25 protein-coding genes and 1 tRNA gene are annotated in these 25,284 nt (G+C 68.4%); 14 read left to right on the forward strand and 12 right to left on the reverse strand.

Annotation, left to right across the window (positions count from 1 at the left end; all coding sequences use genetic code 11):
• Positions 1 to 200 precede the first annotated feature (200 nt).
• From EV139_RS00115 to EV139_RS00130, 4 genes are all read left to right on the forward strand, one after another.
• A complete protein-coding gene (locus EV139_RS00115) occupies positions 201 to 1,310 on the forward strand; it encodes a prephenate dehydrogenase (RefSeq protein ID WP_130452307.1) in 1,110 nt (369 codons plus the stop codon).
• Entirely contained in the window at positions 1,295 to 2,077 is a 783-nt protein-coding gene (cmk, locus tag EV139_RS00120; RefSeq protein ID WP_130452308.1) for a (d)CMP kinase, read from the forward strand. Before EV139_RS00115 ends, cmk begins: the two co-directional genes overlap by 16 nt.
• Positions 2,074 to 3,645: a ribosome biogenesis GTPase Der gene (gene der / locus EV139_RS00125; RefSeq protein WP_130452309.1), complete on the forward strand. Its 1,572-nt coding sequence runs from the start codon at positions 2,074 to 2,076 to the stop codon at positions 3,643 to 3,645. Before cmk ends, der begins: the two co-directional genes overlap by 4 nt.
• Before the next feature lie 252 nt (positions 3,646 to 3,897).
• The gene (locus EV139_RS00130; RefSeq protein ID WP_237465665.1) at positions 3,898 to 5,001 is read left to right on the forward strand and encodes a DUF817 domain-containing protein; all 1,104 of its coding nucleotides are present in this window, start codon (positions 3,898 to 3,900) and stop codon (positions 4,999 to 5,001) included.
• A gap of 637 nt (positions 5,002 to 5,638) precedes the next feature.
• Here EV139_RS00130 and EV139_RS00140 read toward each other — a convergent pair.
• Complete coding sequence (locus tag EV139_RS00140) at positions 5,639 to 7,186, reverse strand: MFS transporter (RefSeq protein ID WP_130452310.1); 1,548 nt, start codon at positions 7,184 to 7,186, stop codon at positions 5,639 to 5,641.
• Between the two features lie 275 nt (positions 7,187 to 7,461).
• Positions 7,462 to 8,184 carry a TetR/AcrR family transcriptional regulator gene (locus EV139_RS00145; RefSeq protein ID WP_130452311.1) on the reverse strand — a complete coding sequence of 241 codons (723 nt, stop codon included), beginning with the start codon at positions 8,182 to 8,184 and terminating at the stop codon, positions 7,462 to 7,464.
• Positions 8,185 to 8,324: 140 nt separating this feature from the next.
• On the opposite strand from EV139_RS00145, the gene rraA reads away from it, so the two are divergent.
• Positions 8,325 to 8,795 carry a ribonuclease E activity regulator RraA gene (gene rraA / locus EV139_RS00150; RefSeq protein ID WP_130452312.1) on the forward strand — a complete coding sequence of 157 codons (471 nt, stop codon included), beginning with the start codon at positions 8,325 to 8,327 and terminating at the stop codon, positions 8,793 to 8,795.
• A 31-nt stretch (positions 8,796 to 8,826) separates the two neighbouring features.
• Complete coding sequence (locus EV139_RS00155; protein ID WP_241988924.1) at positions 8,827 to 9,525, forward strand: lysoplasmalogenase family protein; 699 nt, start codon at positions 8,827 to 8,829, stop codon at positions 9,523 to 9,525.
• On the opposite strand, the gene EV139_RS00160 is transcribed toward EV139_RS00155, so the two are convergent.
• Positions 9,470 to 10,387, reverse strand: coding sequence for an NUDIX hydrolase (locus EV139_RS00160; RefSeq protein WP_130452313.1), 918 nt, complete (start codon positions 10,385 to 10,387; stop codon positions 9,470 to 9,472). The two genes, EV139_RS00155 and EV139_RS00160, sit on opposite strands and share 56 nt — an antisense overlap.
• A gap of 177 nt (positions 10,388 to 10,564) precedes the next feature.
• Here EV139_RS00160 and EV139_RS00165 point away from each other — a divergent pair, with 177 nt between their 5' ends.
• Together EV139_RS00165 and EV139_RS00170 are read left to right on the forward strand one after the other, a co-directional pair.
• Complete coding sequence (locus EV139_RS00165; protein ID WP_130452314.1) at positions 10,565 to 11,002, forward strand: pyridoxamine 5'-phosphate oxidase family protein; 438 nt, start codon at positions 10,565 to 10,567, stop codon at positions 11,000 to 11,002.
• A 332-nt stretch (positions 11,003 to 11,334) separates the two neighbouring features.
• Positions 11,335 to 11,408, forward strand: a tRNA-Pro gene (locus EV139_RS00170).
• 229 nt (positions 11,409 to 11,637) lie between these two features.
• Here the strand turns inward: EV139_RS00170 and EV139_RS00175 are convergent.
• The 9 genes from EV139_RS00175 to EV139_RS00215 form a co-directional block, all read right to left on the reverse strand.
• The gene (locus tag EV139_RS00175) at positions 11,638 to 12,837 is read right to left on the reverse strand and encodes a tyrosine-type recombinase/integrase (protein WP_130452315.1); all 1,200 of its coding nucleotides are present in this window, start codon (positions 12,835 to 12,837) and stop codon (positions 11,638 to 11,640) included.
• Positions 12,830 to 13,063 carry a helix-turn-helix domain-containing protein gene (locus tag EV139_RS16245; protein ID WP_130452316.1) on the reverse strand — a complete coding sequence of 78 codons (234 nt, stop codon included), beginning with the start codon at positions 13,061 to 13,063 and terminating at the stop codon, positions 12,830 to 12,832. Before EV139_RS16245 ends, EV139_RS00175 begins: the two co-directional genes overlap by 8 nt.
• Positions 13,005 to 13,619, reverse strand: coding sequence for a hypothetical protein (locus EV139_RS00185; protein WP_130452317.1), 615 nt, complete (start codon positions 13,617 to 13,619; stop codon positions 13,005 to 13,007). The genes EV139_RS16245 and EV139_RS00185 overlap by 59 nt, the downstream gene beginning before the upstream one ends.
• A 5-nt stretch (positions 13,620 to 13,624) precedes the next feature.
• Positions 13,625 to 14,080, reverse strand: coding sequence for a single-stranded DNA-binding protein (locus tag EV139_RS00190; protein ID WP_130452318.1), 456 nt, complete (start codon positions 14,078 to 14,080; stop codon positions 13,625 to 13,627).
• A gap of 72 nt (positions 14,081 to 14,152) precedes the next feature.
• Positions 14,153 to 15,967, reverse strand: coding sequence for a type IV secretory system conjugative DNA transfer family protein (locus EV139_RS00195; RefSeq protein ID WP_130452319.1), 1,815 nt, complete (start codon positions 15,965 to 15,967; stop codon positions 14,153 to 14,155).
• A complete protein-coding gene (locus tag EV139_RS00200) occupies positions 15,964 to 16,512 on the reverse strand; it encodes a hypothetical protein (protein ID WP_130452320.1) in 549 nt (182 codons plus the stop codon). The genes EV139_RS00195 and EV139_RS00200 overlap by 4 nt, the downstream gene beginning before the upstream one ends.
• 114 nt (positions 16,513 to 16,626) lie before the next feature.
• Positions 16,627 to 17,643, reverse strand: a complete 1,017-nt coding sequence (dprA, locus tag EV139_RS00205) for a DNA-processing protein DprA (RefSeq protein WP_130452321.1) — start codon at positions 17,641 to 17,643, stop codon at positions 16,627 to 16,629.
• Between the two features lie 114 nt (positions 17,644 to 17,757).
• Positions 17,758 to 20,400 carry a hypothetical protein gene (locus EV139_RS00210; RefSeq protein WP_237462947.1) on the reverse strand — a complete coding sequence of 881 codons (2,643 nt, stop codon included), beginning with the start codon at positions 20,398 to 20,400 and terminating at the stop codon, positions 17,758 to 17,760.
• 113 nt (positions 20,401 to 20,513) lie between these two features.
• The gene (locus tag EV139_RS00215) at positions 20,514 to 20,798 is read right to left on the reverse strand and encodes a metal-sensitive transcriptional regulator (protein ID WP_130452840.1); all 285 of its coding nucleotides are present in this window, start codon (positions 20,796 to 20,798) and stop codon (positions 20,514 to 20,516) included.
• Positions 20,799 to 20,936: 138 nt separating this feature from the next.
• Here EV139_RS00215 and EV139_RS16035 point away from each other — a divergent pair, with 138 nt between their 5' ends.
• The 6 genes from EV139_RS16035 (at position 20,937) to EV139_RS00245 (ending at position 24,958) form a co-directional block, all read left to right on the forward strand.
• Positions 20,937 to 21,122 carry a hypothetical protein gene (locus EV139_RS16035; RefSeq protein ID WP_130452322.1) on the forward strand — a complete coding sequence of 62 codons (186 nt, stop codon included), beginning with the start codon at positions 20,937 to 20,939 and terminating at the stop codon, positions 21,120 to 21,122.
• Positions 21,123 to 21,147: 25 nt separating this feature from the next.
• Complete coding sequence (trxA, locus tag EV139_RS00225; protein WP_130452323.1) at positions 21,148 to 21,519, forward strand: thioredoxin; 372 nt, start codon at positions 21,148 to 21,150, stop codon at positions 21,517 to 21,519.
• Between the two features lie 194 nt (positions 21,520 to 21,713).
• Entirely contained in the window at positions 21,714 to 23,144 is a 1,431-nt protein-coding gene (locus EV139_RS00230; protein WP_130452324.1) for an MBL fold metallo-hydrolase, read from the forward strand.
• A 43-nt stretch (positions 23,145 to 23,187) separates the two neighbouring features.
• Positions 23,188 to 23,976 carry a sulfite exporter TauE/SafE family protein gene (locus EV139_RS00235; protein ID WP_130452325.1) on the forward strand — a complete coding sequence of 263 codons (789 nt, stop codon included), beginning with the start codon at positions 23,188 to 23,190 and terminating at the stop codon, positions 23,974 to 23,976.
• Positions 23,973 to 24,566, forward strand: a complete 594-nt coding sequence (locus EV139_RS00240; protein ID WP_130452326.1) for a DUF4395 domain-containing protein — start codon at positions 23,973 to 23,975, stop codon at positions 24,564 to 24,566. The genes EV139_RS00235 and EV139_RS00240 overlap by 4 nt, the downstream gene beginning before the upstream one ends.
• 11 nt (positions 24,567 to 24,577) lie before the next feature.
• Positions 24,578 to 24,958: a rhodanese-like domain-containing protein gene (locus tag EV139_RS00245; RefSeq protein WP_130452327.1), complete on the forward strand. Its 381-nt coding sequence runs from the start codon at positions 24,578 to 24,580 to the stop codon at positions 24,956 to 24,958.
• The last annotated feature ends 326 nt before the right edge of the window (positions 24,959 to 25,284 follow it).

Consider the following 25,284-nt stretch of genomic DNA (forward strand, 5'->3'; position numbering starts at 1 on the left):
AGCGACACCGGCACCAAGCCCGGCGGCGGCAGGTCCGGCGGCACCAAGCCCGGCGGCCAGGGCGGTCGCGGCCCCGCGGGGCAGGGCGGCAAGCCCGGCGGTGGCAAGCCCGGCGGCGGCAGGTCCGGCGGCGGGCAGTTCGGCGGCAACCGCTCCGGTGGTCAGGGCGGCTCCGGCCGCGGTCCGCAGCGGGGGCAGCGATGAGCGGGGCAGGAGCGCGCACCGGGAGCCGCGCCCCCCGTACCACGGGCCCTGTCCATGTGATCGGCGCCGGGCTGCTCGGTTCGAGCGTCGGCCTCGGCCTGCGCGAGCGCGGGATCGACGTGACCCTCGAAGACCTCTCTCCGACCACCGTGGCGCTCGCAGCCGACTACGGCGCGGGCCGGGTGCGCACGGCGGACGATCCGGCACCCGCCCTCGTGATCGTGGCCACCCCGCCCGACGTGGCCGCTGACGCCGTTGAGCGCGCGCTCACCACGTTCCCCGGCGCCGTGGTCACCGACGTGACGAGCATCAAGCTCGCCCCGCTCCTCGAACTGACCCGCCGCGGTGTCGACCTCACCAACTACGTCGGCTCGCACCCGATGGCGGGCCGCGAGCGCGGCGGCGCGATCATGGCGCGCGCCGACCTGTTCGTGGCGCGCCCCTGGGTGATCTGCCGCGACGAGGAGACGCCGGCGGCGGCGCTCGCGCTCGTCGAGGGCGTGGCGCTCGATCTCGGCGGCGTGCTCATCGAGATGACCCCCGAGGAGCACGACAGCTCCGTGGGGCTCGTCTCGCACCTGCCGCAGGTCGTGTCGAGCCTGCTCGCCGCCCGGCTCGTCCCGGCGACGGAGCAGGCGATCGGCCTGGCCGGCGCGGGCCTGCGCGACACGACGCGGATCGCGGCGAGCGACCCGGAGCTGTGGATGCAGATCCTCGGCGCGAACCGGGAGCCCGTGGTTGAGCTGCTCGACGCGTTCGGCGCCGACATCGCCGCGTTCGCCGACGCGCTCCGCGATCCGGCGCAGCAGGGCGCCAAGCGGCGGATCGCCGACCTGCTGCAGGCAGGCAACAGCGGGGTGAGCCGGATCCCCGGCAAGCACGGCTCGTCCGAGCGATTTACCACGATTACGGTGCTGATCGACGATCGACCGGGCCAACTTGCACTCTTGCTCACCGAACTCGGAGAACTGGGCATTAACATGGAAGACTTGCGCCTTGAGCACTCGCCGGGCGCGCAGATCGGTTTTGCGGAGATCGCGGTGCTGCCCGAGGTGGCAGACCGGGCGGTCGCCGACCTGGTCGAACGCGGATGGAGGACGCTGTGACTGACGCTGGAAATGGGGGCACCCCAGGAACCGACGCGCACCCGCCGATCCTCGTCGCGATCGACGGCCCGGCCGGGAGCGGCAAGTCGAGCGTGTCTCGCACCGCGGCCGAGCGCCTCGACTTCGGGATCCTCGATACGGGCGCCGCGTACCGCGCGCTCGCGTGGACGGCTCGGCGCATCGGTCTCGACCTCGACGACGCCGCGGCGATGGAGACCCTGCTCGACGCGTGGAGCTACCGCATCACGCTCCGCGGCGAGCAGCGCGTCACAGTCGCCGTTACCGGCGGGCTCAGTGCGGCGGCTCCCACGCTGGCCGAGCCCGTGGACATCACCACCGAGATCCGCGATCACGCGGTGAGCGGCCAGGTCAGCCGTGTCTCGAAGCACCCCGCGGTGCGCGAGCGGCTCAACGCGATGTTCCGGCGCACGGTTGCCGGATCCGGGCTGCCCGGCGTGGTCATCGAGGGGCGCGACATCACCACCGTGGTCGCCCCAGACGCCCCCGTGCGGATCCTGCTGACCGCGTCGCCCGAGGTGCGGGCCGCGCGGCGGGCCGGCGAGCTCCCGGGGCTCAGCCCCGAGCAGGTGCTCGCCGACCTTGAGGCGCGCGACGCGAAGGACGCCCTCGTGGTCGACTTCTTCACCCCGGCGCCCGGCGTCACGCTCGTTGATACGAGCACCCTGAATTTCGAGCAGTCCGTACAGGCTGTGGTCGATATCGTACGAGCGGCGCAGAACGCTGCAGAGGAAAAGAGCAGGCTATGAGCACTGAACAGACCGGCGCGCACGGCGCCGAAATGAACGAACCGGAGGTGTTCGACGCCGCCGCGATCGACGCCGACGAGATCATCGTGGGGGAGGGCTTCACGCCCGAGCTCCTCGACGACGGGGTGACCGACGAGGAGCGCCTGCGCGCAATGCGCTCGAACCTCGACGGCTTCGACCTCGAAGAGGACGACATCGCCCTCATGAACGAGGACGGCGAGTTCATCGGCTTCGCCGAGCCCGCCGCCGAGGCGCTGCCGGTCGTCGCGATCGTGGGCCGCCCGAACGTGGGCAAGTCCGCGCTCGTGAACCGCATCCTCGGCCGCCGCGAGGCGGTCGTGGAGGACGTCCCCGGGGTGACCCGCGACCGCGTCACCTACCAGGCCGAGTGGAACGGGACGCGCTACTCGCTCGTCGACACGGGCGGGTGGGAGCCCGACGCGAAGGGCATCGACGCGTCCGTCGCGCTGCAGGCTGAGGTCGCCATCGAGCTCTGCGACGCCGTGATGTTCGTGGTCGACTCCCGCGTGGGGCCCACCGCCACCGACGAGCGCGTCGTGCAGTTGCTGCGCCGCACCAACAAGCCGGTCTTCCTCGTCGCGAACAAGGTGGACGACGCGGTGCTGGAGCCCGAGGCCGCGCAGCTGTGGTCGCTCGGACTCGGCGAGCCGCACGCGGTCTCCGCGCTGCACGGCCGCGGCGTCGCCGACCTGCTCGACCAGGTCATCGCCGGCCTCCCCGAGGAGTCCGCGGTGGCGCAGCCGAAGCTCACCGGCCCCCGTCGCGTCGCGCTGCTCGGCCGCCCCAACGTGGGCAAGTCGAGCCTCCTGAACAAGGCGGCCGGCGAGGAGCGCGCGGTGGTCTCTGACGTCGCCGGCACCACGCGTGACCCAGTGGACGAGCAGGTCGAGATCGCCGGCCGCGTGTGGACCTTTGTGGACACCGCCGGCATCCGCCGCCGCGTGCACCTGCAGAAGGGCGCAGACTTCTACGCCTCGCTGCGCACCGCCGCGGCGCTCGAAAAGGCCGAGGTCGCCGTGGTGCTCATCGACGTGACGCAGGAGATCAGCGACCAGGATCTGCGCATCATCGACCTGGTGCTCGAGTCGGGCCGCGCGCTCGTGCTCGCGTTCAACAAGTGGGACCTCCTCGACGAGGATCGCCGCCGCTACCTTGAGCGCGAGATCGAGCAGGACCTCGCGCACGTTGACTGGGCGCCCCGCGTCAACATCTCGGCGCGCACCGGCCGCCACCTGGAGAAGCTCGTCCCCGCGCTTGAGCGCGCGCTCGAGTCCTGGGACACCCGTATCCCCACCGCAAAGTTCAACGCGTTCGTTGCGGAGCTGGTGCAGGAGCACCCGCACCCGCTGCGCGGTGGCAAGCAGCCGAAGATCCTGTTCGGCACGCAGGTGCAGAACCGGCCGCCCACATTCGTGCTCTTCACCTCGGGCTTCCTCGATCCGGGCTACCGCCGCTTCATCCAGCGCCGCCTGCGCGAGCGCTACAACTTCGAGGGCAGCCCGATCGTGATCAACATGCGCATCAGGGAGAAGCGCCAGCGCGCCTAGCGCTGCGGCCGGCCGCGCCCGGGGGCTGAGTCGCCGGGTGCTGGCTGCCACTGGGTGGCGGCCGCCCTGGGCGCTGGCCGCCCTGGGCGCTCGGCGCTGGCCGCCCCCGCGAGAGCGCCGGTGTGCACCGTTCCCACTGGGAACCGGTGCGCACCGGCGCTCTCGTTTGCGTTTCCGGGCCCGGCCTTGCCCGACTCCCTCCCGCCGCCCCGTCGCACGCGGCCCCCAGGACCGCTGGCATAGGGTGAGTGAATGGATTCACCGGGCGCCGAGCGCAGCATGACCCCGCTCGAGCGCACGATCGATCGGGCCGCGCAGCGCGTGCTCGCGGGCGCACCCCACCGCGGCGCGCGTGCGGTGCTGGTCGAGTGCGCGGTGTTCCTGCTCAAGCAGGCGTGGGCGTGCATCTTCGGCGCGCTGCTGCTCGTGGTGATCGTGGCGGCACGCCTCTGGTACCCGGACGAGGCGGCGCTCGCCCGCAACGACGCCCTCACGATCGCGGCGATCCTGATCCAGATCGGCATGCTCGTGTTCAAGCTCGAGAGCGGGCGCGAGCTCTGGGTGATCCTCATGTTCCACGTCGCGGGCACCGCCATGGAGGTGTTCAAGACGGACGCCGGGTCCTGGGCGTACGAGGCCGAGGGCGTGCTGCACATTGGGGCCGTGCCGCTGTTCAGCGGGTTCATGTACGCGGCGGTGGGCTCGTACATGGTGCGCGTGTACCGGCTGCACCACCTGCGATTCACGCGGTACCCGCCGGTGTGGGCCACCACGATCGTGGCCGCGGCGATCTACGTGAACTTCTTCTCGCACCACTTCATCGTCGACGTGCGCTGGGTGCTGATCGCGGTGGTTGCGCTGCTGTGGTGGCGCACGGTGATGCACTTCCGCGTGTGGCGGGTGACGCTGCGGGTTCCGCTGCTGCTGGTGTTCGGCGGCGTTGCCGTGTTCATCTGGATCGCGGAGAACATCGCGACCTGGGCGGGCGCGTGGCTCTATCCGCACCAGGAGGGCGGCTGGGAGCTCGTGTCTCCGCAGAAGCTCGTCGCCTGGTTCTTGCTCATGATCATCTCGGTGGTCATGGTGACATGGGTGTACCCGCCGCGCGATATCGCTGCGGCGGGTACCGATCCGGAACCGCTATCCGACGAGCCCGAAGAACGGGATCGCGAAGAGGCCGAAGCCGAGCGCGACCGCGCCGATGAGCAGGCCGAGCGCGGTGAGCGCGAGCATCACGCCGTTCAGCCAGACGCCCCACAGGGTGAGGGTGCGGTCGGGGGCGCCGCGGCGCAGCGCGAGGATGCCGAACACGAGGCCGGCGGCGGGGACGAAGAACGTCCAGCCGCTGACCACTGAAAGGATGCCGAGCACGAAGCTGACGATCCCGAAGGTGCGGGTGGTCTCGGGGTTGACCGGCGCCGCCGCGGGCTGGGGCAGCGGCTCGGCCGGGTGCCCCGGAGTCTGCGCCTGGGGCTGCGCCTGGGTCTGTGCCTGAGTCTGCTCGAAGTCCGGGCCGCTCTGCGAGGGCGTGGTCTCGGGGAAGATGGTGGTATTCATGGTGCGCTCCTTTCGAGCGATTCGCGGGCCTGCATTTCGCTCCCGTCCTGATACTTCAAAGGTACGGTGGCACCCCGGTGCAGCGCGTCCCACCGCGGTATCGAGGGGGTCATACCCGGGTACCGAGGGGATCGCGGCGGGGTGAGACCAGGGGCTGCCCGGGGGCCTGCGCCCCGCTGCTGGCGCTCTGCTGCCTGCGTTCTGCTGCTGGCGCCCTACCGCCCGCGCTCTGCCGCCCGCGCTCACGCAGGAGATCCGAACTCAGGCGGGTGGATTCCGCCGAATCTCTCCGCCTGAGTTCGGATCTCCTGCGTGAGTTCGGATCGGGTGCGGGGTCGAGCCTGGGCGAGCACGGTTGCGGCAGGCCGCGCGGCTGCGGGTGCGGGGCGGCGGCTGGGCGTGCGCGAGCCCCGCCACCCCGCACCCGCAGCGCCCGCTAGTGTGATGCGGCGGAGACGTCCGTGCCCTTCGGGGTGATGAAGAACACGGCGGCGGCAACGCCGAGCATCAGGAGGCCGCCGGCGAGCCCGGTCCACTGGAACGCGTGGGTGAACGCGACCCCGGCCTCGGTGGCGAGTTCCGGGAGCCGCAGCTGCTCGGCGATCGACACGGCGGCGCCGAGCGACTCCTCCGCCTGGCCGGCCAGCGCGGGATCGATACTCGACACGGCGGGTGATCCGGCGAACTCCGCGCGGTACAGGAGCGCCGCGACGCTGCCGAGGATCGCGACGCCGAGTACCGCGCCGAGCTCGTAGGAGGTCTCCTCGATTGCGCCAGCGCTGCCCGCCTTCTCCTCGGGGGAGCCGTGCATGATCATCGCGGAGCCGATCGCGAGCGAGCCGCTGCCCACACCCACGAGCGCGAGCGCGATGATCACGGTCGCGATCGTGAGGGTGCCCGGCAGGAGGCCGACGAGCAGCATGCCGATCCCCGCGGAGGCGATGCCGCCCGCGAGCACGGCGCGCGCGCCGATGACCCGGGCCAGCGGCGGCGCGAGCAGCGAGGCGAGCGCGCCCGTGATCGCGATCGGGAACAGGCGAATCCCGGCCTCGACGGGCGAGGCGCCGTCGACCAGCTGCATCCACTGGGCCACGAGCAGCAGGGCTGCGACCATCGCAAACGTAGAGCCGAGCGCGGCGAGCACGCCGGCCGAGAATGCACGGTTGCGGAACAACTTGAGCTCAAGCAGCGGCGACGGGCTGCGCATGCACCGCAGCACGAACCAGATGAGCAGTGCCGCGCCGGCGAAGAACCCGACGAGCGCCTCGGGCACGAGGAAGCTTGCCTCCTTGCCGAACGTCTTGATCGACCACACGAGCAGCGTCATGCCGACGAGCGAGAGCACCGCAGCGAACGCGTCCCAGCGGCCGGGGTGCGCCACGCGCGACTCGGGCAGGATCAGGATGCCCGCGATCACGCCGGCGATCATGAGCGGCACGTTGATGAGGAACGCCGCGTGCCACGAGAAGTGCTCGAGCAGCAGGCCGCCCACGAGCGGGCCGACCGCCGCGCCGAGGCCCGAGACTGCGGCCCAGATACTCAGCGCGGTGGCGCGCTCCTTCGCGTCGGTGAAGATGACGCGGATCAGTGAGAGCGTGATGGGCATGATCATGGCGCCGCCCACGCCGAGCAGCGCGCGGATGCCGATCACCGACTCGGCGCTGTTCGCGAACAGGATCAGGAGCGACGCCCCGCCGAAGATCGTGTAGCCGAGCATGAGCATGCGCTTGCGGCCCCAGCGGTCGGCGATCGCCGCGAACGACACGAGCAGGCCCGCGAGCACGAGCGAGTAGACGTCGATGATCCAGAGCTGCTGGTCAGACGTGGGGTGCAGCTCGGCGGCCATCTCCGGGAGCGCGATATTGAGGATCGTCATGTCCATGGTGATCACGAGCAGGCTCGCCGTGAGCACCGCGACGGCCGCCCAGCGCCGGGCGCGGCTGAGCTGCTGCGCGGGGGTCTGGGTTGCTGGAGGGGAGGACATGTGTGGCCTTTCGGTTGTTCCGGGTGTGGTGGGGCTGGTGGGTGCCCCGAGAAGAGTTGAGCCGGTGCTGCGGGGCCGGATCCGGGTGCTGCGGGATCCCGCCTGAGGTGGTGCCGGATCCGGGTGGTTCGGGTGCTCCGGGTGGTGCGGGTGTGGGAGCGGACCCTGATCCTGATCCTGATGTGGCGCGTGCTCCGGGTGCTGCCGGTGCCCGATTCGGATCCTGATCTGAGCCCCGGCCGGGGTGCTGGTGGTGCGCGGCGGCCCCGGACCGGCTAGTGCGTGGGTTCCGAGGTGCGCCGCGGTCCAGGATCCGGGAGGTCATCCCGATCCGGATCGCCCGCGGGCCCCGACCGTACCGGCACCTCCGGCCGAGCCGGCACCTCCCGTGCCGCCGGGAGTCGGCTCAGCGCGGTGAACACGCGGGTGAGGTGCTCGGCGCTCAGCGGCTCCTCGTGGAGGCTCGCGTGGACGGTGGCCCCGTCGAGGTAGACCGAGAGCGCGAGCGCCTGGTCGTGCCCGAGCGTGGGAGTGAGGATCTCGACGAGGCGCTCGTTCCAGCGCAGGGCGAGGGCCCGGAGCCGCTGGTCGGTGCTGCCGCTCGCGATGAGCGCGATGTCCGATTGCACCGCACGCCGATCCCGCAGGAACACGAGGATCTCGGCGACGGCGTGGCTCGGGTCCTCGACGATGTCGGCCACCAGCGGGCCGATGCTCTCGAGTGACTCGTCGATCTCATCGGCGAGCTGTTGCAGGGCGGCCTCGCGCAGCTCGTCGATCGAGGCGAAGTGCTGGGTGGTGGAGCCGAGCGGCACGCCCGCCCGCGCGGCGATGGCGCGGTGCGTGAGCGCGGCGGGGCCGTGCTCGGCGGCGAGCTCGGCGGCGGCGGCGAGGATCTCGCGGCGGCGCGCCTCCGGGTCGCGGCGGCGCGGGGCAGTGTCCTGTGGGACGACCGGCTCCGACATCACGCGCTCCTCAGCTTCTGTACTTTTGTACATGTACTTTTGTACATTAATTCGACGTGTGACGCAAGGTGTCGCGTTCGCTGTGAAGCTTCCCCGTTTGTCCGAGGATCCCGGTAGCGTGGATCGTGTTCAGGGCAGCCGTCCGGCTGCTCGGCGCAAGGAGGAAACGCACCATGGCTCAAATCAGCACTGCCGATTTGTATGACGAGCGTGGCGATCAGCTGCAGTCGGTTGCACTGCAGTTCCAAGACATTGGCGGGATGACGGGCTTCACTGGCGTGGTCCGCACCGTCCGCTGCTTCCAGGACAACGCGCTGCTCAAGCAGGTGCTGTCCACGCCCGGCGACGGCGCCGTGCTCGTGATCGACGGCGCGGGCTCACTCGCCACCGCGCTCGTCGGCGACATGATCGCCGGCCTCGCGGTCGACAACGGCTGGTGCGGGCTGATCGTCAACGGCGCGATCCGCGACCGCGTTGCGATCGGCACCCTCCCGTTCGGGGTCAAGGCGCTCGGGTCAAACCCCGCCAAGTCAACCAAGACCGGCGCGGGCGAGGTGGACGTCGAGGTGGAGTTCGGCGGCGTCGTGTTCCGCCCGGGTGCGACCGTGTGGTGCGACGAGGACGGGATCCTCGTCGAGGCATAATCCGCGCGCCCGGGGCCAGTAAGATCACACTGTGACCTCACGGACCCGGGCGCTGCTGCCCTTCACCCCCTACATTGTGGTGTCGATCGTGCACGTCGCTGCGCGCTTCGCAGACCACCCCATCGAGGGCCCCACGAAGCTGCTGCTCATGCCGGCGCTCGCGCTGGCCGTGATCTGGGCCTCGGCGACGATCCGGCCCTGGCCCGCGGGCGTGATCGCGCTGCTCGTCGCCTCGGTGCTGTTCTCGTGGCTGGGCGACGGCGCGGCCACGTTCTTCCCGATGTTCGAGGACGAGCTGCCGATGATGCTGCTCTGCTTCGGCCTCGCGCACGTGGGCTACCTGCTGCTCATGTGGCGGGCGCGCGGCGTCGCCGTGCGGCGCATCCCCGCATGGGCGCTCGTCTACGTGGCCGCGTACCTGGCGCTGATCGCGATCCTGATCCCGCCCACCGGGGCGCTCACCGTTCCAGTGATCGCGTACGGGCTGCTGCTCGTGGGCACCGCGGCGATGGCGTCGCGCTGCGGCCCGGTGGTGGCGTGGGGCGGCGCGTGGTTCCTGGTGTCGGACGCGGTGCTGTCGCTGCGGATCTTTCTGCCCGACGTGATGCCGGGCTGGACGAGCGGCGTGGTGATGCTCACCTACACGCTCGGGCAGGGGCTGATCGCCGCCGGGATTATTGCTGCGCTGCGCCGCCGGGCACCTCGGGAAGCCGCTTCAGCAGCTTCGTAGCGCCGCGCGTGGTGGCCGCGCCGGCCGCGAGGACGCGCGCCTTGAGCTCGGCGTCGCTCGTCACGACCGTGATCGCGGCGTTCGCGGCCGCGAGCCGCTCCACCTCGGCGACGATCTCGTCGTCGCCAAGGCCCTCGGCATCGACCACGGTGACGCGCTCGGTGTCGCCGATGCCGCGCGCCACGCCCTCCACCACCATGATCCACTCGGGAAACGCGTCGACGAGGCCTGGCACCACGGTGTCGGGCAGGCCGAAGAAGCCGGCCCGGATCCCGCTGCCGGTCGCCACGAACGCGTCGATCCGATCCCGCAGCCGGATCGCGGCCGCGTGGCGATCCCGCCACCAGCCGTCCGGGACGGAGCCCACCACGTTCGCCGAGTCGACCACCACCACCGGCGTGCGGCCGAGCAGCGGGCGCAGCAGCGTCCAGCTGTGCGCGAACGCGGGGTGCAGCGGCAGCCGGTCCACCTCGTCGAGCGGCACCCACGCGAGGGCGTGGCTCTCCGGATCGGTGATCTCGGGCTCGAACTGGGTGGCCACGTCGGCGACCAGCGTGGTGTAGGTCCAGCCGCCGCGGTCGAGCACGTGGGTGAGTCGCGGGGTGACCGCGTCGTCGGGGACGCCGGCCTCCTCCTGCGACTCGCGGATCGCCGCGTCGATGGCCGACTCGCGCTCGTGGCGGGCGCCGCCCGGGATGCCCCAGGTGTCGCCGTGATCGCTCCAGGTGACCCGGTGCTGCAGCAGGATCGCGTCGCGATCCCGGTCGTAGGCGAGCAGGCCCGCCGCGCCGAAGCGGCCCCAGTACCGGCCGCCGTCTTCGGCCGTGACCCACGCATCGCCGGCATCTCGAAGGTCACTCATACTGCCAGCGTACCCGGGGGAGCGATCCGCGCGGCTGGGTGTTCCGCCGGATGACGCGGGATCGGTGGGGTGCAGTGGGGCGCTGTGGGGCTCTGTGCGGTGGGCTGTCGGGTGCTGCGGGGTGGTCTGCCGCCCAGCCGTGCTGCGATTCTCAGGGAAACGGGGGAGGATGGCGGCATGGAACGCAGCGAAGAACCAGTGGTCGTGCTGAGCGCGGCAGCGTGCTGGGAACTCGTCGCGGGGGTGACGCTGGGGCGGCTGGTAACCAGGGTGGGCGAGATCATCGAGATCGCGCCCGTCAACTATGTGGTCGACGGGGAGTCCCTCGTCTTCCGCACCGGCTCGGGCAGCAAGCTGTCCGCGCTGACAATAAATAGGGCGGTCACCTTCCAGGTGGACGCGATCGGGGAGGACGAGGGCTGGAGTGTGGTGCTGCACGGCACTGCGCACGCGCTCGAGACCGCCGCCGAGCTTGAGGCGGTGGCGGATCTGCCGCTGCGCCCGCTCGTGCCCACGCTCAAGCCCACGTTTGTGCGGATCGACGTTCACGCCGTGAACGGGCGCGGCTACCGGTTCGGGGAGGAGCCACAGCCAGAGGACGTCCAGGAGGGGTGACCGCGCCGCTGCGCGGTGGGCGTGCCGATGCGCGGTGGGCGGAGTGTGCTGCGGCGTCGAGTGCTGCTGGCGTTTTCGGCGTTCGTCGTGCGGTTCTGCGCAGGAATCCGGCGCCCGGTGGGCCCGGCGTGACGCGCCCGGGTTTCGCGAGAACCCCCGGATGGTCACGGAGTGCCCCAGAGTGTGGGTAAGATAGAGGGGTTGCCTCGACGTCGGGATCCCTCACCGGAAACCGTCGTCATGGAGACAGCGGGCTGTGGCGCAGCTTGGTAGCGCACTTGACTGGGGGTTACAGGCAATAGCCTCCCCAGTGGCCCGAAACAACAGAACAACGGGATGTGGCGCAGCTTGGTAGCGCACCTGACTGGGGGTCAGGGGGTCGCAGGTTCAAATCCTGTCATCCCGACGAAAAAGCCCTGATGAGAAGCCAATTCTTGTCAGGGCTTCTCTCGTTTTTGGTGATCTTCGCCGAGGCTCTGGCCGGGTCCGAAACCGGGTCCGCGATCTGCGTCTTACTCCGGTCGCTGGCCGGTCGGATTTTGCTCTAGTGGGCCAAAAAGTGGAAATCTAGTGGGCCAATTTTCTGGCTCGGCAAGTCCCGGTCCCTCTCGGAGCCGGGGTCGGTGGGCTGTCCATCAGAGCTGCGGTCCTGTGCGTCGGGTTGGCTCCTTCCTGCGCTGCGTGGTCTTCGGACGTGCGAGGAATTGGTTCGCGAGTTGGGCTGCCTCGTTCAGCTGCCGGTGATCGGGATGCAGGTAGCCCTTGGTCGTCTCGATCGAAGCGTGACCGAGGATGCGTTGCAGCACGTGGAGCGGCACCCCGGCATCTGCGAGCCAGGTCGCGCCGGTGTGACGGAGGCCATGCCGGGTGAGATTCGGCAGGCCGAGGTCGAGCACGATCTGGTCCCAGTTCGTCGCATCTCGGACGGTCGCGGTCGTGAGCACGCCGCCTCGTGGCCCGCGGAGGAAAGGATCGCTGGGCTTCTTTCCTGCGGAGAGGCGTACGAGCACTGGTTCGAGCTCATCGAGGATCGGCACGAATCGGGTCTTGCGGCCCTTGGTCTGCTTGCGAACGAGACCTCCCTTGCCGGGGTAGATTTGCCGTTCGATCTTGACGATGCGGTTCTTCCAGTCGATGTCTCCGACCTCGAGCCCGGAGACCTCAGAACCGCGGGCGGAGAGCAACGCGCAGAGCATGACGTGATCCGAATAGCTCTGGTGCACCTCCGCGCATTTCGCTGCGAGGGCGTTCAGCGTCTCTACATCGTGGATCGCGAACGCGCGCATGGAACCCGGTTCGAGCGCCGGGACGTGGTTGAACGCTCGTCGCGCCCGGTTCTTCGCGGGGTTCGACGGGATCACTTCGTCGCGCACGGCAACGTCCAGGACGCGGACCAGCACGCCAATGGAGGTTTTGATCGTGGATGGCTTGTACTCGTTCTCCCACTGGTCGATGGTGCGATCTATTAGGCCGGTGCTGATCTTGCTGACCTTGAAATGACCGAACGCTGGCACCACACGAAGCCGGAGGCTGGCGCCGTATCCCGCAACGGTGGACGTCACGTCGAGGCCGCGTTCCCAGCGGTCGCCGATCGACTCGACGTAATCTGCGAACGTGACGAGCAGATCGGCGCCCGTCTCGGTCGCCTGCTGCATCGTCGCGAAGAACGCCTCCGCCTCTTCCGGGGTCGCGACAAACTCGGAGCGGCTGGGCCGTTTCTTCGTCTGCGGGTCGGTCCAGCGCACGCGTGCGAGATATCCGCTGCCGCGGTTTTCGATGCTGGTGGAGAGCTTCACGCCGATCGGTGGCATCTTGTGCTGGCGCGGGTCAGCCATGCTCGCGCTCGCGTTCCAGTACCCAGGCGCGTACGCTCGGCGGGTTGTAGCGGGCGATACCGCCGACGCTCACGAACGGTGGCCCGTCGTGCCGTCTTCGCCACCGCGACAGGGTCGCTTGCGAGACGCTCAGGAACTCGGATGCTTCACGCGAGTTCCACAGCGGCTCAACTTCGCTCGTCGTTGCGGGCACGATCAGCCGCTCGCTTCGCACGAATGAACTCATCCTCGATGCCCTGGCGCACCTGCACGTCGGCGGCCACGAACGCGATAAAGTCCTCCATCCGGTTCGCGATCACCTCATCCTCGATAGGCGGCTGCGGCGTTTCTCCCGGCCAGGTGGTCTGCCGGGTGGGGCGGTCGCGGTCGAGGCGGGTGCCGCAGGTCGCCACCCACTCGCGGAGCCGTTCGCGTGCGAGCGCGAAATCGGTGTGCCAGGCAATCGGACCCGAAGCGTCCTGCTCCGGGTCGTAGCTCGCGATCCAGTGCAGATGCAGTGCGGAGAGCTCCCACACGAGTTCGGGGTGCCGGTACCAGAAGGGTGGGATCACCGAAGCGGGCAGCCCGTAGGTGCGGCGGATCTGGTCGACCCACTGGTTCAGTGCCAGCCATTCTGCCTCTGCGTCACCGGACGAGAGCAGATTCCAGTTGATCGGGCGGGGCGGTTCCGGCAGCGTCGTGCTGGCCATGACCAGGTCGTACATGTCCTCGTCTTCGAGTTCGGCATCAATGTCGTCGCCGAGCTCATCCTCAGCGTGAGGAACGTCGGGAGCACTATTCATCTCGCTTACCGCCCCAGTGCTTGAGCAGAGGCGGGCTGAGCTGCCCGGGACTCGACCGCGGCCGATATTGGCAGTTGTTCGCGCGCGACCTCCATGCGGCGCCGGGGCTTCCGTTCGACCTGGTAGCGAGCGCGCGTGGTGTCGAAGAGGAGCTTGACGGCCTGGAACTCGCGTTCCTCGACCTTCTGCGCGCGGTGCTCGTAGCTGCGCGTCTTGAAACCGCCGATGGCCACCACGTCGTCGCCCTCAACGAAGTCGGCGAAGGCTTCCTCGGCGTTCTCGCCGAGCAGGACGAGTTTGATGTAGTTGGTGCCGAGGAGCGTCAGACTGCCGTCTGCCTCGTCTCGGTACTGCTTCTGGCCGAGCTGGCCAATGAACAAACCAAGTCCATCGGGAAGACGCTTGAGCTGCGGGGTGCGGGAGAGGTAGCCCGTGAGAGCCGTCTTGGTGCGCAGTTCCATTGCCTTGTCCTTCTCATTCACGGTCGCGCGCTCTGCACGACATCCCTACGAGTCAGGTGCTCCCTCAGTGCCTCACGAGCCCTCGGCACCCCGCTCACCTGGGCCGGTCGTGCCCTGCCGGTAGTGGAGTTGTGCTTCGACCTCGCGCCGGTCTGCGATGAGTTGTTTCCCGTCGGGGCGTTGGGTCCAGCGGCGCAGGCGGGTCACGATCGGGGGTGCCGCGCGCAGGAGCACAAGACCCGTACCGAACGGGAAGCGGCGGATCGCGTCGGGCGGCATGATCGGCACGCGGCGTATGGAGCGTTGCGCGCTGCGGGAGCCGTGGTCGCCGACGGAGGTGGAGTCGGTGATTTCGTCGCGTTCCCCGATGAGGGTGGAGAGGTCTTGGAGATCCTTGCTGTTGGAAGCTCCGCCGAGGATGATCTTCACGATCGCGGCATCCCAGATCGCAGACGCGGCGTTCTCCGACCATTGCTCGCGGGCCTGCGCGAGGGATTGCAGCACGGGCATGGTGGTGATGCCGGTGCCACCGCCTTCGGCCATGAGCGTCGGCAACGACGGCAACGGCGAAAGGTTCGCCACCTCATCCAGCGCGAGCAGCAGCGGCGGATCAAGCCTGGCCCCCGCGGACCGGGCCGCAAGGCGGCGTGCGGCCTCGACCACATCTTCGATGAGCGCCGCGACCAGCGGAGCACTGTTGTTCGCTCCCGCCGCAGTCGCCAGCAGATACAGAGTGCCGCGCTGTGCGAGGAACGCTTCGGGATCGAACACCTCATCCGGCCCCGGCGTGACCGCATCGAGCACCCGCGGATCGGCGAGCGCAGCGAGAGCGAGCGAGACGCCCTGCCAGATGGAATCTCTGGTGCGGGGGTCGGCTTCGATCATCGCCTGCATCGCTTCTGCCCAGCCTCCTGCAGCGTGTGGGTGCGTGGCGAGGATGGATACGGCGTCGCCGGCGGCGGACGGGTCGAGCGTCCACCGGAACAGATCGGCTGGTTGTCGCTGGTCGAGGGCGGCCGCGTGCAACAAGCATTGGAGCGCGACCCGTGTTTTTGCTTCCCAGAAGTCGCCGCCTTCGACGCCGCCTTTCCCGAGCCCGGTCGCGGAGGCGAGCCCCGCAGCGCGGATCATGGCGGTGAGGGGGTCGGTGCAGCCGCGGACGGGCGACCAACGGAGCCCTGCGGGGATGCCGTCGGCGAGGTGCTGCGGATCGAACACCGCAACCGGGCCCACCTGCTCCCTCGCGCGGATCGTCGCCGTCACGTTGTCAGGGCGCGTGCTGGTCGTCACGACCGCGCCGGGGGCGTCGAGGATCGAGTTGATGACGACATGCACGCCCTTCCCGGACCGGGGTGGCCCGATGAGGAGGATCGAGTCTTCGACCGACGCCCACACCTCGACCCCGCGCGACGCCCCAACCCGGTAGCCGACATCCACTGGGGCGGGGTTCTCGAGCGAGGGGCGCAGGTTCCCCGCCCGACCGAGCAACGCACGCGGGGAACCTGCCTTTGCGACTTCGGCGCGGCTGGCGATCCCGGCGATCCGGTATGGGTCCATCGCGTGCCGTCGCCCGTGATGTCGAAGCCTCGACCACACCCACCACGCGCCAATCGCCGCGCCGAGGAGCAGGAAGCCGGCGACGAACCAGTACACGACCACGTTCAGCCCCGGAGCGTCCAGCGCAGCTCCCGGGTCGCCGGGATGAAGGAGCACACCGGCACCGGCACCGAGGCCAGCCCCGGGCTCGGGGAGGCTGGTGAGGAACGCGGCGATACTGCCCGCGGCGCGGAGTAGCACGGCGACCACCGCGAGGGCGGCGATGCCGACGAGTGCGGCGTTGGTGAGTTCGTCGCCAAGGCTCCTCGTCGGGCGGAGTTCGCCGCTCATTGCGGTCTCCCGATGCAGACGGTGGCCGAGATGCGGCCGAGGAGGATCGCTTCTCCCGTGGGCGCATGGTCGAGGTAGCGGGAATCGATCAGGGCGCGGGCGATGCCGTCTGGCCCGGTCTCGGTGTGGGCGATGACGATTGCGACCGCGACATCCTCACCCGGCACCATCCCCGATCCGGCGAACTGCACCAGCCGCGGCGGCGGTGTGACCGGGGCAGCCGCGACCGCCGGCGCGTGCTGAGCGTGCTGCGCCGCCATCTCCGCCGACGGTTCGGCTCGGCGGCGGGGTAGGCGCGAGGTGTAGAAGTCGGTCATGACACGGCCGTCGGTCTCGATGACATCGACGCGGAGGGTGCAGCCAGTGTGCTGACTGATCGCGTCCACGATCGCTGGGAACGATCCCCGCTGCCACGGCGGAGAAAACTCCGGCGGCAGATACGGTGCCCCGTCGACAGTGACGGCCAGACTGCCGTCATCCCGGACCGTGATCCTCACCATCACCACGGACAGATCGGCGGGTTTCGAACGATCACGCTTCGACATACGACAGGTCTCCAATCACTAGCAGCCAGGGAACAGCCCCGAACTGTGGCCTGGGGTGAGACGAGGCCCGCTCGAAACGAGCACGCCGGAAAGGTGCACCCGGCGGGGCGGCGTTCAGAGCGCGGGCCGGCCGGTGACGCGGCCGGGGGCGGCGCGGCGGGCGGCCTGTTCGTAGGCGGGGCCGAGGCGGAACGGGCGGGGATTGAGCATCTCGGTGACGTCCCCGGTGCTCGTGACGAGTTCGGCCATTCCTTCCCGGATGAGCCGGTGGCATCCAGACGATGCCGCACTCGTGAGCGGACCCGGGACCACGCCGACGGGCCGGCCGAGTTCGTTCGCGCGGGCGGCCGTGAGGAGCGACCCGGAACGGTACCCGGCCTCAGGAATCACGGTTGCCCCGCCGAGGGCTGCGAGCAGGCGGGCGCGGGCGATGAACCGCCACTTCGTTGGCATGACCTCCGGAGCGGTCTCGCTGACGAGCACACTCCCGGCTGCAGTGATCTGCCGGAACAGCTCGGCGTGCCCTGATGGGTAGGGGCGATCCAGCCCGCTTGCGAGGACCGCGATCGTTGACTCGGGGCGGGTGCCAAATGCCGCACGATGCGCGGCGGCGTCGATGCCGTAGGCACCACCGGAGACAATGATCAGCGGCTCAGCGGCGAGGTCCGTGACGATCGACAGGGTGACTTCCTCCCCGTAGGCGGTCGCCGCGCGCGCCCCGGTGACGGAGACCCGTGAGGAAACCGAGGAGGTGAGAAGTTCGGGGTCTCCTAAGGCCCAGAGCGCGACCGGTGCACGGTCGCCGAGGTCCTGAAGCGAGACCGGCCAGCCTGCCCGCCCCGGAGTGAGGAGCCGCAGCCCGTACTGCTCAGTGCGCGCACGCAACTGATCGGCGAAACCAGCACTGAGATCGGCGCTGAGTCCTGCGGTCCACCTGGCGGTCGGGCCCTCCCGCCAGTGCTCCCCGTCGAGCGGGTCGACCTGGACCGGGAACGGGCGTCCGGGGTCACGGATCAGCTCCACGGTCTCTGCCGCACCGATCAGGCGGACAAGCTGCCCCGTCAGAGCGTGCCCTGGTTCCACGAGCGCGGCCAGCAGCATCCTGGCGGTCTCGTCCTCCGTGTACCTCATGCCCGGCCTCCTCCGAATCGAACCGTCAGAGAACAGGTGCACCCGCCCAGACACAAGGACGGGCGGGGCCGGCAGACCTGGGGATGGTCCGCCGGCCCCGCCCTGAGGGGTGCGCTACTCGTTCATGAGTTCTTCGATACCTTCGTCCTCCTCTCTGACGTCGCCGACGCGCTCCCGAAGCCGCGTGAGCCTGCGCCCGAACCACAGCGTGATCCCGGCCACGAGGAGCGCCGCCGCGCCCCCGGCGCCGATCAGCCACGGGAACCCGGAACCACCCGTGACAGCGAGTTCGGTGGGCTTTTTCGGCAGCTCCGGCACCTCGGGCGTCGGGGGCGTCTTCGGCGGCGTATCCGTCACAACAGTCGTCTCACCGGGTGTCCCGCACTTCCCTTCGGCGATGATCTTGCCGTCCTGGTTGTAGAGGGTTTCGACCCAGTACACGTTTCCGGCCCGGTCAACGCTGGTGGTGCCGGAGCGGTAGATGCCAGTCTGGGTGACCGGGATCTTCTCCGACGTGAAGAACGGCGTCTCGCACACTGGCGCAGCGTCGGGATCGTGGGGACCGTAGGCGCGGAACACGAGGTACGCGCCGTCCGGGATTTTCGACCCTTGCACGAGCGCCGCATCGTCGAACTCCTCACCGACACCTGCAGCCGGGGTGGCCTGCGTGATCATCGACACCGGCTGCCCGTCTTGCGGGACGTAGAACCGCTCCCAAATGTCTGCGGCCGAGCTCTGGAACGGCTGCACCCGGTCATCGCCCGTGAAGGTGGTCACGACGACGTAGTAGCCGGGGTCTTCGGGCTGGATGCGGTCCTCGTCGGTGTAGCCGATGTCGTAGACCCCGTTCTTCGCCGGCGTCGTGATCGTCGTCAGCACCGGCGCGGTGTCGAGGTCGAGATCCTCGGTGAGTATCGTGTCGGTTTTGAACGGTCCGTAGATGGTGTGGGTGAGCTCCTGTTCGTCTGCTCCCCAGTACCCGTCGCCTGCGAAGTCGGGGTGGTTGCCTGGGAACCCGGCCACGGTGATGCGGTCGAACGCGCGACCGCCTGGGTGCACGTTGTACTCGCGCACCTCCGACATGATCGTGAGCGGCCACCGGACGGAGTGCGATTCGATGTTGATGCCGTAGTCGTCCTCCCAGTCGTCGGCGATGTAGGGTCGCACCCACTCGGGCTGCGACGCCTTCTTCACTTCCCACACCCAGGTCACAAACCCCGCATCCGGGAGGGGCACTTCGGGAGATTCGTACTCGCCAGGCCCCGTCGCGGTGACCTGCACGGTCCCGACCGGCACCGCGCCTGCTGGCACCGATTCGCTCTGTGCAGGTGGGAGGGCGCCGGGCACCTGGTAGGCGGTGCCCTCGAAGACCACAGGGATCGGCTCGCCATTGTGTTTCAGCCAGGCCCCGTTGGTCGAGGACACCGTGATCGTGTCCGTCACCGCATCCCCCGGCCTCACGAGACGGCCGTTCGCCTTCGACACGGCTCCGGGCTGAAACGGCGAGACCGAGGTCTCAGTGACCCGGCCGAACTTGTCCGTGAAGCTATCGGTGAGGTACTTCGCGTTCCCACCCTGCGCGTCCCTGTCGATCTTCCACACCCACGTGTAGAACCCCGACTCCGGTGCCGTGAGGGTTCCCGGCGACGTGTAGCTGCCGGGGCGGGTGAGCGCCAGGGATTCGGTTCCAAGCACCGGGGCGCCTTGCGGGGGTGCGTTCGCTTCGGCGGGTTGCGCATCGAACGGCCCGTACAGGGTGCCCTCGGCTACGACCTCGACCGGGGCGCCGTTCACGCTAATCCAGGAATGCTTCGTCACCGACACGTTCAGGTCATCCAGGAACGGGTCACCGGCCTGCACGAACTTCGCCGACACCGCCGTTTCGATCACGGGCTGGAAATCCAGCGGGATCACCGGAGACTTCGCGATCGCCGACAACGGTTCGAACGATGCACTGCCGAGGATGCGCTGCTCGCCCGGCGTGTAGAACAAATCCACACCGGCCCCGTACCCGACCGCGGGAGCCTGCATCGTCGCGGTGATCTGGTAGTCCGGGGTTGTCGCCGGCGGGGTACCGACGATTTCTTGCGTCCCCGCCCCGAGCGTTGCCGACGCGGACCCGTCGGGGAAGGTCGCGTTCGTGAGGGTCACGGTGCCCGTCGCAGAGGCCGGGTTCGTGCCGACGGTGAGCGTGCCTTGATACTGGTCGCCCATCGCGATCGACAGGGAGACCGACGGGTCCGTGACCGCGTTCGCGACTGCCGAGTCGCGCATCCCGGCCAGATTTGAAAGTACAGTGCTCTGTGCGTCAGCCGGGACGCGGGTCACGAGTTGGGCATCCCCGCCACGGTCGACGTAGGTGTCGTGGTCAGCGACATCCCACACGTATAGCTGCACTGCGGCGGTCACATTCGGGTCCCGCGATTCGCCCCATCGGCCCATGACATAGTTCAGCCGAGCGAGTTCGCTCGCGGTGAGATCGTCAAGTGTCGTGGTCAGAGCGGGGTGCTGCGTGGTTCCCCACGGTGCGAGCGCTCCGAGGTCCATGCAGTACGCCTGCCGGCCATGCGAGGAGAACGATCCGAGCCATAGGTCTTCGTTGCCGTACCCGACGCCGAGGGTCGCGGCCTGCGCTGGCAGAGTGGTGAAGAAGAGGCCGCTGATGAGCATGAGCAGGATCGTGAGCAGTGCGGCGGCACGATCGGTGAACCGGCCGGGCGGTCTCGCCGCTCGGCCGGGTTCGAGCGCTGTGGACATAGGAACTCCTGACTAGTGAAACGCCGACGCCAGGATCGACGGCGGCCACTAGTCAGGTGCGTCCCCCGTCACCACCATTCGTGGGCTTGGCGGACTCAAGCGCTCCTATCTCATCAAGCGAGGCTAAGGAAGAGTTTCTCCAGCTCATCCTGATCGGACGGCTCCCCATCCGGGGCGGTGAGGCACTCCTTGAGCGCACTGGAGATAACAAGAAAGCCCGCGCGATCGAGTGCTTTCGTGACGGCCGCGAGCTGGTGGACGACATCTCGGCAGTGGGCGTCGTCTTCGACTGCGCTGATCACAGCGGCGAGTTGTCCGTGTGCACGACGGAGACGGTTCACTACCTTGCGTTTGGCTTCCTCGTCACGGGAAGCAGTGCTGAGGAGGGTTGCGGGCATGTCTGACATCGCTGCCTGCTTTCAAGTGTCGAACCGGGTAGGACTTGACAATCAGGATACCCCATGGGGTATAGTTTTGACTATTGAAGAATACCCCCAGGGGTATCTGAGTTTGGTTTGAAAGTTGAGGAGCACGGTATGTGTCGAGCGACGAAGTGCCGCACCTGTGGGAAGACGACCTGGGCGGGCTGTGGCCAGCACGTAGCGATGGTGAAGACGAGCGTGCCGGCTTCCGATTGGTGCAACGGTAAGCACTCGCGGGCCGAGGTCGACGCGGCGAAGGCCGAACGTGGCGGGTTCTTCTCCCGTCTCTTCGGGCGCTGAACCGCTGAAGGACAGGAGCAGGATTATGGCGACGAAGAACCTGACTCACACCGACTTCGCTGAGACGGTCCGTGAAGGGATCGTGTTCGTGGATTTCTGGGCGGCGTGGTGTGGGCCGTGCCGGGCGTTCGCGCCCGTGTTCGAGCAGGCTGCTGCGCAGCATCCGGACATCGTGTTCGGCAAAGTCGATACCGAGGTCGAGCAGCAGCTTGCGGCCGAGTTCCGCATCACGTCGATTCCGACACTGGTGGTGTTCCGCGACGGGATCATGGTCTACTCGCAACCGGGCGCGCTTCGCGCACCGCAGCTCGATCAGCTGATCCAAGGCGCCCGCGATCTCGACATGGAAGACGTGCGCAGGCAGCTCGCCGACCGCGACGCGCAGCCTGCATCCTGACCACCCACCCCACCGGCACATCGTTTGAGAGGACCCCATCATGTGCGCTCGAATCACCTGCTCGACCTGCGGAAAGCCCACCTGGACCGGTTGCGGCCAGCACATCGAGGAAGCTCTCTACGGGGTTCCCAAGGCCGACCGCTGCACCTGCCGCTGACGTACTCCACCCGTTTACGACATAGGAGGATCTGATCATGCTGCTGGAACGCATCTACGACGAAGATCTCGCGCAGGCGAGCTACTTCATCGGCTGCCAGGCGAAGGGCGAGGCGATCGTCGTCGATCCGCGCCGAGACCTCGATATTTACCTCGATCTCGCCGAGAAACACACCATGAGGATTGTCGCCGTCACCGAGACCCACATCCACGCCGACTACCTTTCGGGCACGCGCGAGCTCGCCGCGAGGGTCGGGGCGCGGATGTACATCTCTGACGAAGGCGGCCCGGACTGGACGTACGGCACCGACTTTGACGGCGCAGTGCGGATGAAGCACGGCCAAAGGATCCGGCTCGGCAACATCGCGGTCGAGGCGGTGCATACTCCCGGCCACACCCCCGAGCATCTGTCATTCCTCGTCACCGACGGTGCACAGTCGGCGGAGCCCGGGTTCATGCTCACCGGCGACTTCGTGTTCGTCGGCGATCTCGGCCGACCAGACCTGCTCGACGAGGCCGCGGGCTTCGTCGATACCCGCTTCCAGGGTGCGAAGGATCTTTTCGCGAGTCTCAAGCACCGCTTCCTCACGCTGCCCGACTACGTGCAGGTGCTCCCCGCCCACGGCTCCGGCAGCGCCTGCGGCAAAGCGCTCGGCGCGATCCCCTCCTCGACCGTCGGCTACGAACGCAATTTCTCCTGGTGGAGCCAGTACCTGAGGAACGACGACGAACAGGGCTTCGTCGACGAGCTCCTCAGCGGTCAGCCCGATGCGCACGCCTATTTCGGGCGCATGAAGATGGAGAACAAGGTCGGGCCCGCGGTGATCGGCGAGGCGCCCGCGCTCGTCGAGTACACGACCGAGCAGCTGTCGACGGAACTTGCCGCCGATACGGCCATTCTCATCGATACTCGGCACAACAGCGAAGTGCACCTGGGCACCGTGAAGCGTTCGCTCAACATTCCAGGGGTCGACAAGGCCGCGAGCTACGGTGCCTGGGTGGTGGATCCGTTGGTCGAGCAGCGCCCCCTAGTGCTGCTCGCCGCCGACCTCGAAGAGGCCGAGGCGATGCGGGATCACCTGATCCGCGTCGGGATCGACACCGTGCGGGGGTACATCACCTCGTTCGACGGTCTCGAATTGGTGACTCCGAGGCTCGTGCAGCCGGAAGAGCTTGACAGCATCGAGCGGGTCATGCTGCTCGATGTGCGCAACAAGACTGAGTATTCGGAGGGGCACCTGCCCGGTGCGCGTCAGGTCTCGGGCGGGAGGGTGATGTGGAATCTCGATCTGCTTCCCGATCCCGGAGCCGGGACGATCGTGTCGTACTGCCAGAGTGGAGTCCGCAACAGCGTTGCGGCCAGCGCGCTGCGCCGGGCGGGCTACGACATCGCCGAGCTCAACGGCAGCTACGCCGCCTGGACCGCGGCAGGCAACACCCCCGAGACCAGCACGCCGGTCCCGGTCTGACCCGTCTCATAGGCTGCAGCCTTTCCTCACTAGGAGTCCGTGCATGGAACTGACGCTCGTCATCGCGCTGCTGCTCGCGGTACTCGTCGGTCTCTCGCTCGGGCTCCTCGGCGGGGGCGGATCCATCCTCACTGTCCCGATCCTCACCTATGTGCTGGGGATGGAGCCGCGCGCCGCGATCGCTTCCTCCCTGTTCGTCGTCGGTGTCACCAGCGCTGTCGGTCTGATGACGCATGCACAGGCAGGGCGCGTGCAATGGAGAGCCGGAGCCTTGTTCGGCGTCGCGGGCATGGTCGGGGCACTCGCGGGCGGCTTCATCGGTGACTGGATCCCCGGGCCTGTGCTGATGATCTTGTTCGCAGTCATGATGATCGCGACTGCCACCGCGATGATCCGCGGACGCAGAGCACCCGCAAACGACGAGCAGACGCAGAACGACGGGGTCGGACCGCCACTCACCCGGATCCTGCCCGTCGGATTCCTCGTGGGCCTCGCGACCGGGCTCGTGGGGGCCGGCGGAGGGTTCCTGATCGTGCCCGCTCTGAACCTCCTCGGCGGGCTGCCGATGGCCGCTGCGGTCGCGACTTCCCTGCTCGTGATCGTCATGAACACCACCTCCGGGCTCACTGGGGCGCTCATGTCTGTGCCGCTCGACTGGCCGATCGTGCTCGCCTTCACCGGTGTCGCGGTCGCCGGTTCTCTCCTTGGTGCCCGGCTCACAGGCCGTATTCCCGAACGGCCCCTCCGCCGCAGTTTCGGCATCTTTGTACTCGCCATGGGCGTACTCGTCCTCGCCCAGGAAGCTCCGAATCTGATGGCAGGCCTCACGTGACCCGCGCACCCGGAAGCGCGCCGGCAACTCCGTGGCCGCGCATCGGCCGGATCGTCCCCGGCTACGCCGTCCCGGTGATCAACGAACGCGAAGCCAGAGCCGCCGCAGGTCTCCTCTTCCTCCCCGGAATCGTGCTCTACCTCACCGCCATACACGCAGGTACTGCCCAACCGCTGAAGCCCTTCGGCGCCGTGTTCGTGCTCGACATGCTGATCCGCGTCCTTGTCGGCGACAGATACGCGCCCTCCCTCGCGCTCGCACGCATCATCGTCTCCCGGCAACAGCCCGAATGGGTCGGGGCGCCCCAAAAGCTGTTCGCCTGGTGGCTCGGCTACGGCATGGGACTCTTGGCCTGTCTCGCGACCGGCCTCCTGCAGGCCCCGCTCTGGGTGACGCTCGTCCTCTGCGGTATCTGCCTCACCATGCTCTTCCTTGAAACCGCGTTCGGCATCTGCGTCGGTTGCAGACTCCAATCTCTCCTCACCAAAACCCCACCGAAGTATTGCGCAGGCGGTACCTGCGAAATCCCGGACGACATCGCACCCGCATCAACACTCACCACGCTCCCTCAACATCCAACCGCACGATGAAAGGACCGCTCATGCGCCATACACTCTCGAAAATCGCCCTTCCCCTGGCCGCTGGAGCGCTCGCGCTCGGCCTAGCCGCCTGCACCAGCGCACCCACCCCCACGGAAGCCGCCGATATCCCGGCGGACGCCATCATTCTCGATGTGCGCACCCCGGAGGAATACGCGGCAGGGCACCTCGACGGAGCGAAACTGCTCGACTTCACCGCTGGCGAGGTCGCTGAAGCCATTCCGAACCTCGACCCCGACGCGGACTATCTCATTTACTGCCGCTCCGGGAACCGTGCAGGCCAAGCCATCTCTCTCATGGAACAGGCCGGGTTCACCAGTCTCACGAACCTCGGCTCACTCGAACAAGCCGCGGAGGTCACTGGAACCAGCATCGTGCGGTAGGCACTATTTTCAGGTGCCTACAAGCTAGCGACATCTCTCCGACCTCCTGCCTCAACTGCCGTGAGTTCGGACATGCGCGTCACGCTCTGAGTTCTTCAGGTTCGTGAGGTGCGCTGGGCTTCCACCGCCCGTGAGTTCCCGCTGCTTCAGGGTTCACGATTCGTGAGCCTACGGGGTTTTGTCTCTAGACCCGCATCTAGCTGAGCCGGTTCTCGGCGCTTCTGGCCCGCCGGGCCTGCGGAGGTCTCCACGACAACACAGATCGAGAATCGTGAAGATTGTTCAGGAATTCCGAAGATTTCAGCGTATTCTCGAAATATGATCGC

Origin of the sequence: Leucobacter luti (assembly GCF_004217175.1) — a bacterium.
In the GTDB taxonomy this organism is placed as follows: domain Bacteria; phylum Actinomycetota; class Actinomycetes; order Actinomycetales; family Microbacteriaceae; genus Leucobacter; species Leucobacter luti.

Excerpts from the sequence above, each read along its gene's own strand:
- EV139_RS00145 (WP_130452311.1), bottom strand. The coding sequence starts at position 8,184 with ATGTACAAAAGTACAGAAGCTGAGGAGCGCGTGATGTCGGAGCCGGTC.
- dprA (WP_130452321.1), bottom strand. The coding sequence starts at position 17,643 with ATGAGGTACACGGAGGACGAGACCGCCAGGATGCTGCTGGCCGCGCTC.
- EV139_RS00140 (WP_130452310.1), bottom strand. The coding sequence starts at position 7,186 with ATGTCCTCCCCTCCAGCAACCCAGACCCCCGCGCAGCAGCTCAGCCGC.
- rraA (WP_130452312.1), top strand. The coding sequence starts at position 8,325 with ATGGCTCAAATCAGCACTGCCGATTTGTATGACGAGCGTGGCGATCAG.
- EV139_RS00130 (WP_237465665.1), top strand. The coding sequence starts at position 3,898 with ATGGATTCACCGGGCGCCGAGCGCAGCATGACCCCGCTCGAGCGCACG.
- EV139_RS16035 (WP_130452322.1), top strand. The coding sequence starts at position 20,937 with ATGTGTCGAGCGACGAAGTGCCGCACCTGTGGGAAGACGACCTGGGCG.
- cmk (WP_130452308.1), top strand. The coding sequence starts at position 1,295 with ATGGAGGACGCTGTGACTGACGCTGGAAATGGGGGCACCCCAGGAACC.
- EV139_RS00235 (WP_130452325.1), top strand. The coding sequence starts at position 23,188 with ATGGAACTGACGCTCGTCATCGCGCTGCTGCTCGCGGTACTCGTCGGT.
- EV139_RS00115 (WP_130452307.1), top strand. The coding sequence starts at position 201 with ATGAGCGGGGCAGGAGCGCGCACCGGGAGCCGCGCCCCCCGTACCACG.
- trxA (WP_130452323.1), top strand. The coding sequence starts at position 21,148 with ATGGCGACGAAGAACCTGACTCACACCGACTTCGCTGAGACGGTCCGT.
- EV139_RS00165 (WP_130452314.1), top strand. The coding sequence starts at position 10,565 with ATGGAACGCAGCGAAGAACCAGTGGTCGTGCTGAGCGCGGCAGCGTGC.
- EV139_RS00160 (WP_130452313.1), bottom strand. The coding sequence starts at position 10,387 with ATGAGTGACCTTCGAGATGCCGGCGATGCGTGGGTCACGGCCGAAGAC.
- EV139_RS00190 (WP_130452318.1), bottom strand. The coding sequence starts at position 14,080 with ATGGAACTGCGCACCAAGACGGCTCTCACGGGCTACCTCTCCCGCACC.
- EV139_RS00195 (WP_130452319.1), bottom strand. The coding sequence starts at position 15,967 with ATGAGCGGCGAACTCCGCCCGACGAGGAGCCTTGGCGACGAACTCACC.
- EV139_RS00175 (WP_130452315.1), bottom strand. The coding sequence starts at position 12,837 with ATGGCTGACCCGCGCCAGCACAAGATGCCACCGATCGGCGTGAAGCTC.
- EV139_RS00230 (WP_130452324.1), top strand. The coding sequence starts at position 21,714 with ATGCTGCTGGAACGCATCTACGACGAAGATCTCGCGCAGGCGAGCTAC.
- EV139_RS16245 (WP_130452316.1), bottom strand. The coding sequence starts at position 13,063 with ATGAGTTCATTCGTGCGAAGCGAGCGGCTGATCGTGCCCGCAACGACG.
- EV139_RS00245 (WP_130452327.1), top strand. The coding sequence starts at position 24,578 with ATGCGCCATACACTCTCGAAAATCGCCCTTCCCCTGGCCGCTGGAGCG.
- EV139_RS00210 (WP_237462947.1), bottom strand. The coding sequence starts at position 20,400 with ATGTCCACAGCGCTCGAACCCGGCCGAGCGGCGAGACCGCCCGGCCGG.
- der (WP_130452309.1), top strand. The coding sequence starts at position 2,074 with ATGAGCACTGAACAGACCGGCGCGCACGGCGCCGAAATGAACGAACCG.
- EV139_RS00200 (WP_130452320.1), bottom strand. The coding sequence starts at position 16,512 with ATGTCGAAGCGTGATCGTTCGAAACCCGCCGATCTGTCCGTGGTGATG.
- EV139_RS00185 (WP_130452317.1), bottom strand. The coding sequence starts at position 13,619 with ATGAATAGTGCTCCCGACGTTCCTCACGCTGAGGATGAGCTCGGCGAC.
- EV139_RS00215 (WP_130452840.1), bottom strand. The coding sequence starts at position 20,798 with ATGCCCGCAACCCTCCTCAGCACTGCTTCCCGTGACGAGGAAGCCAAA.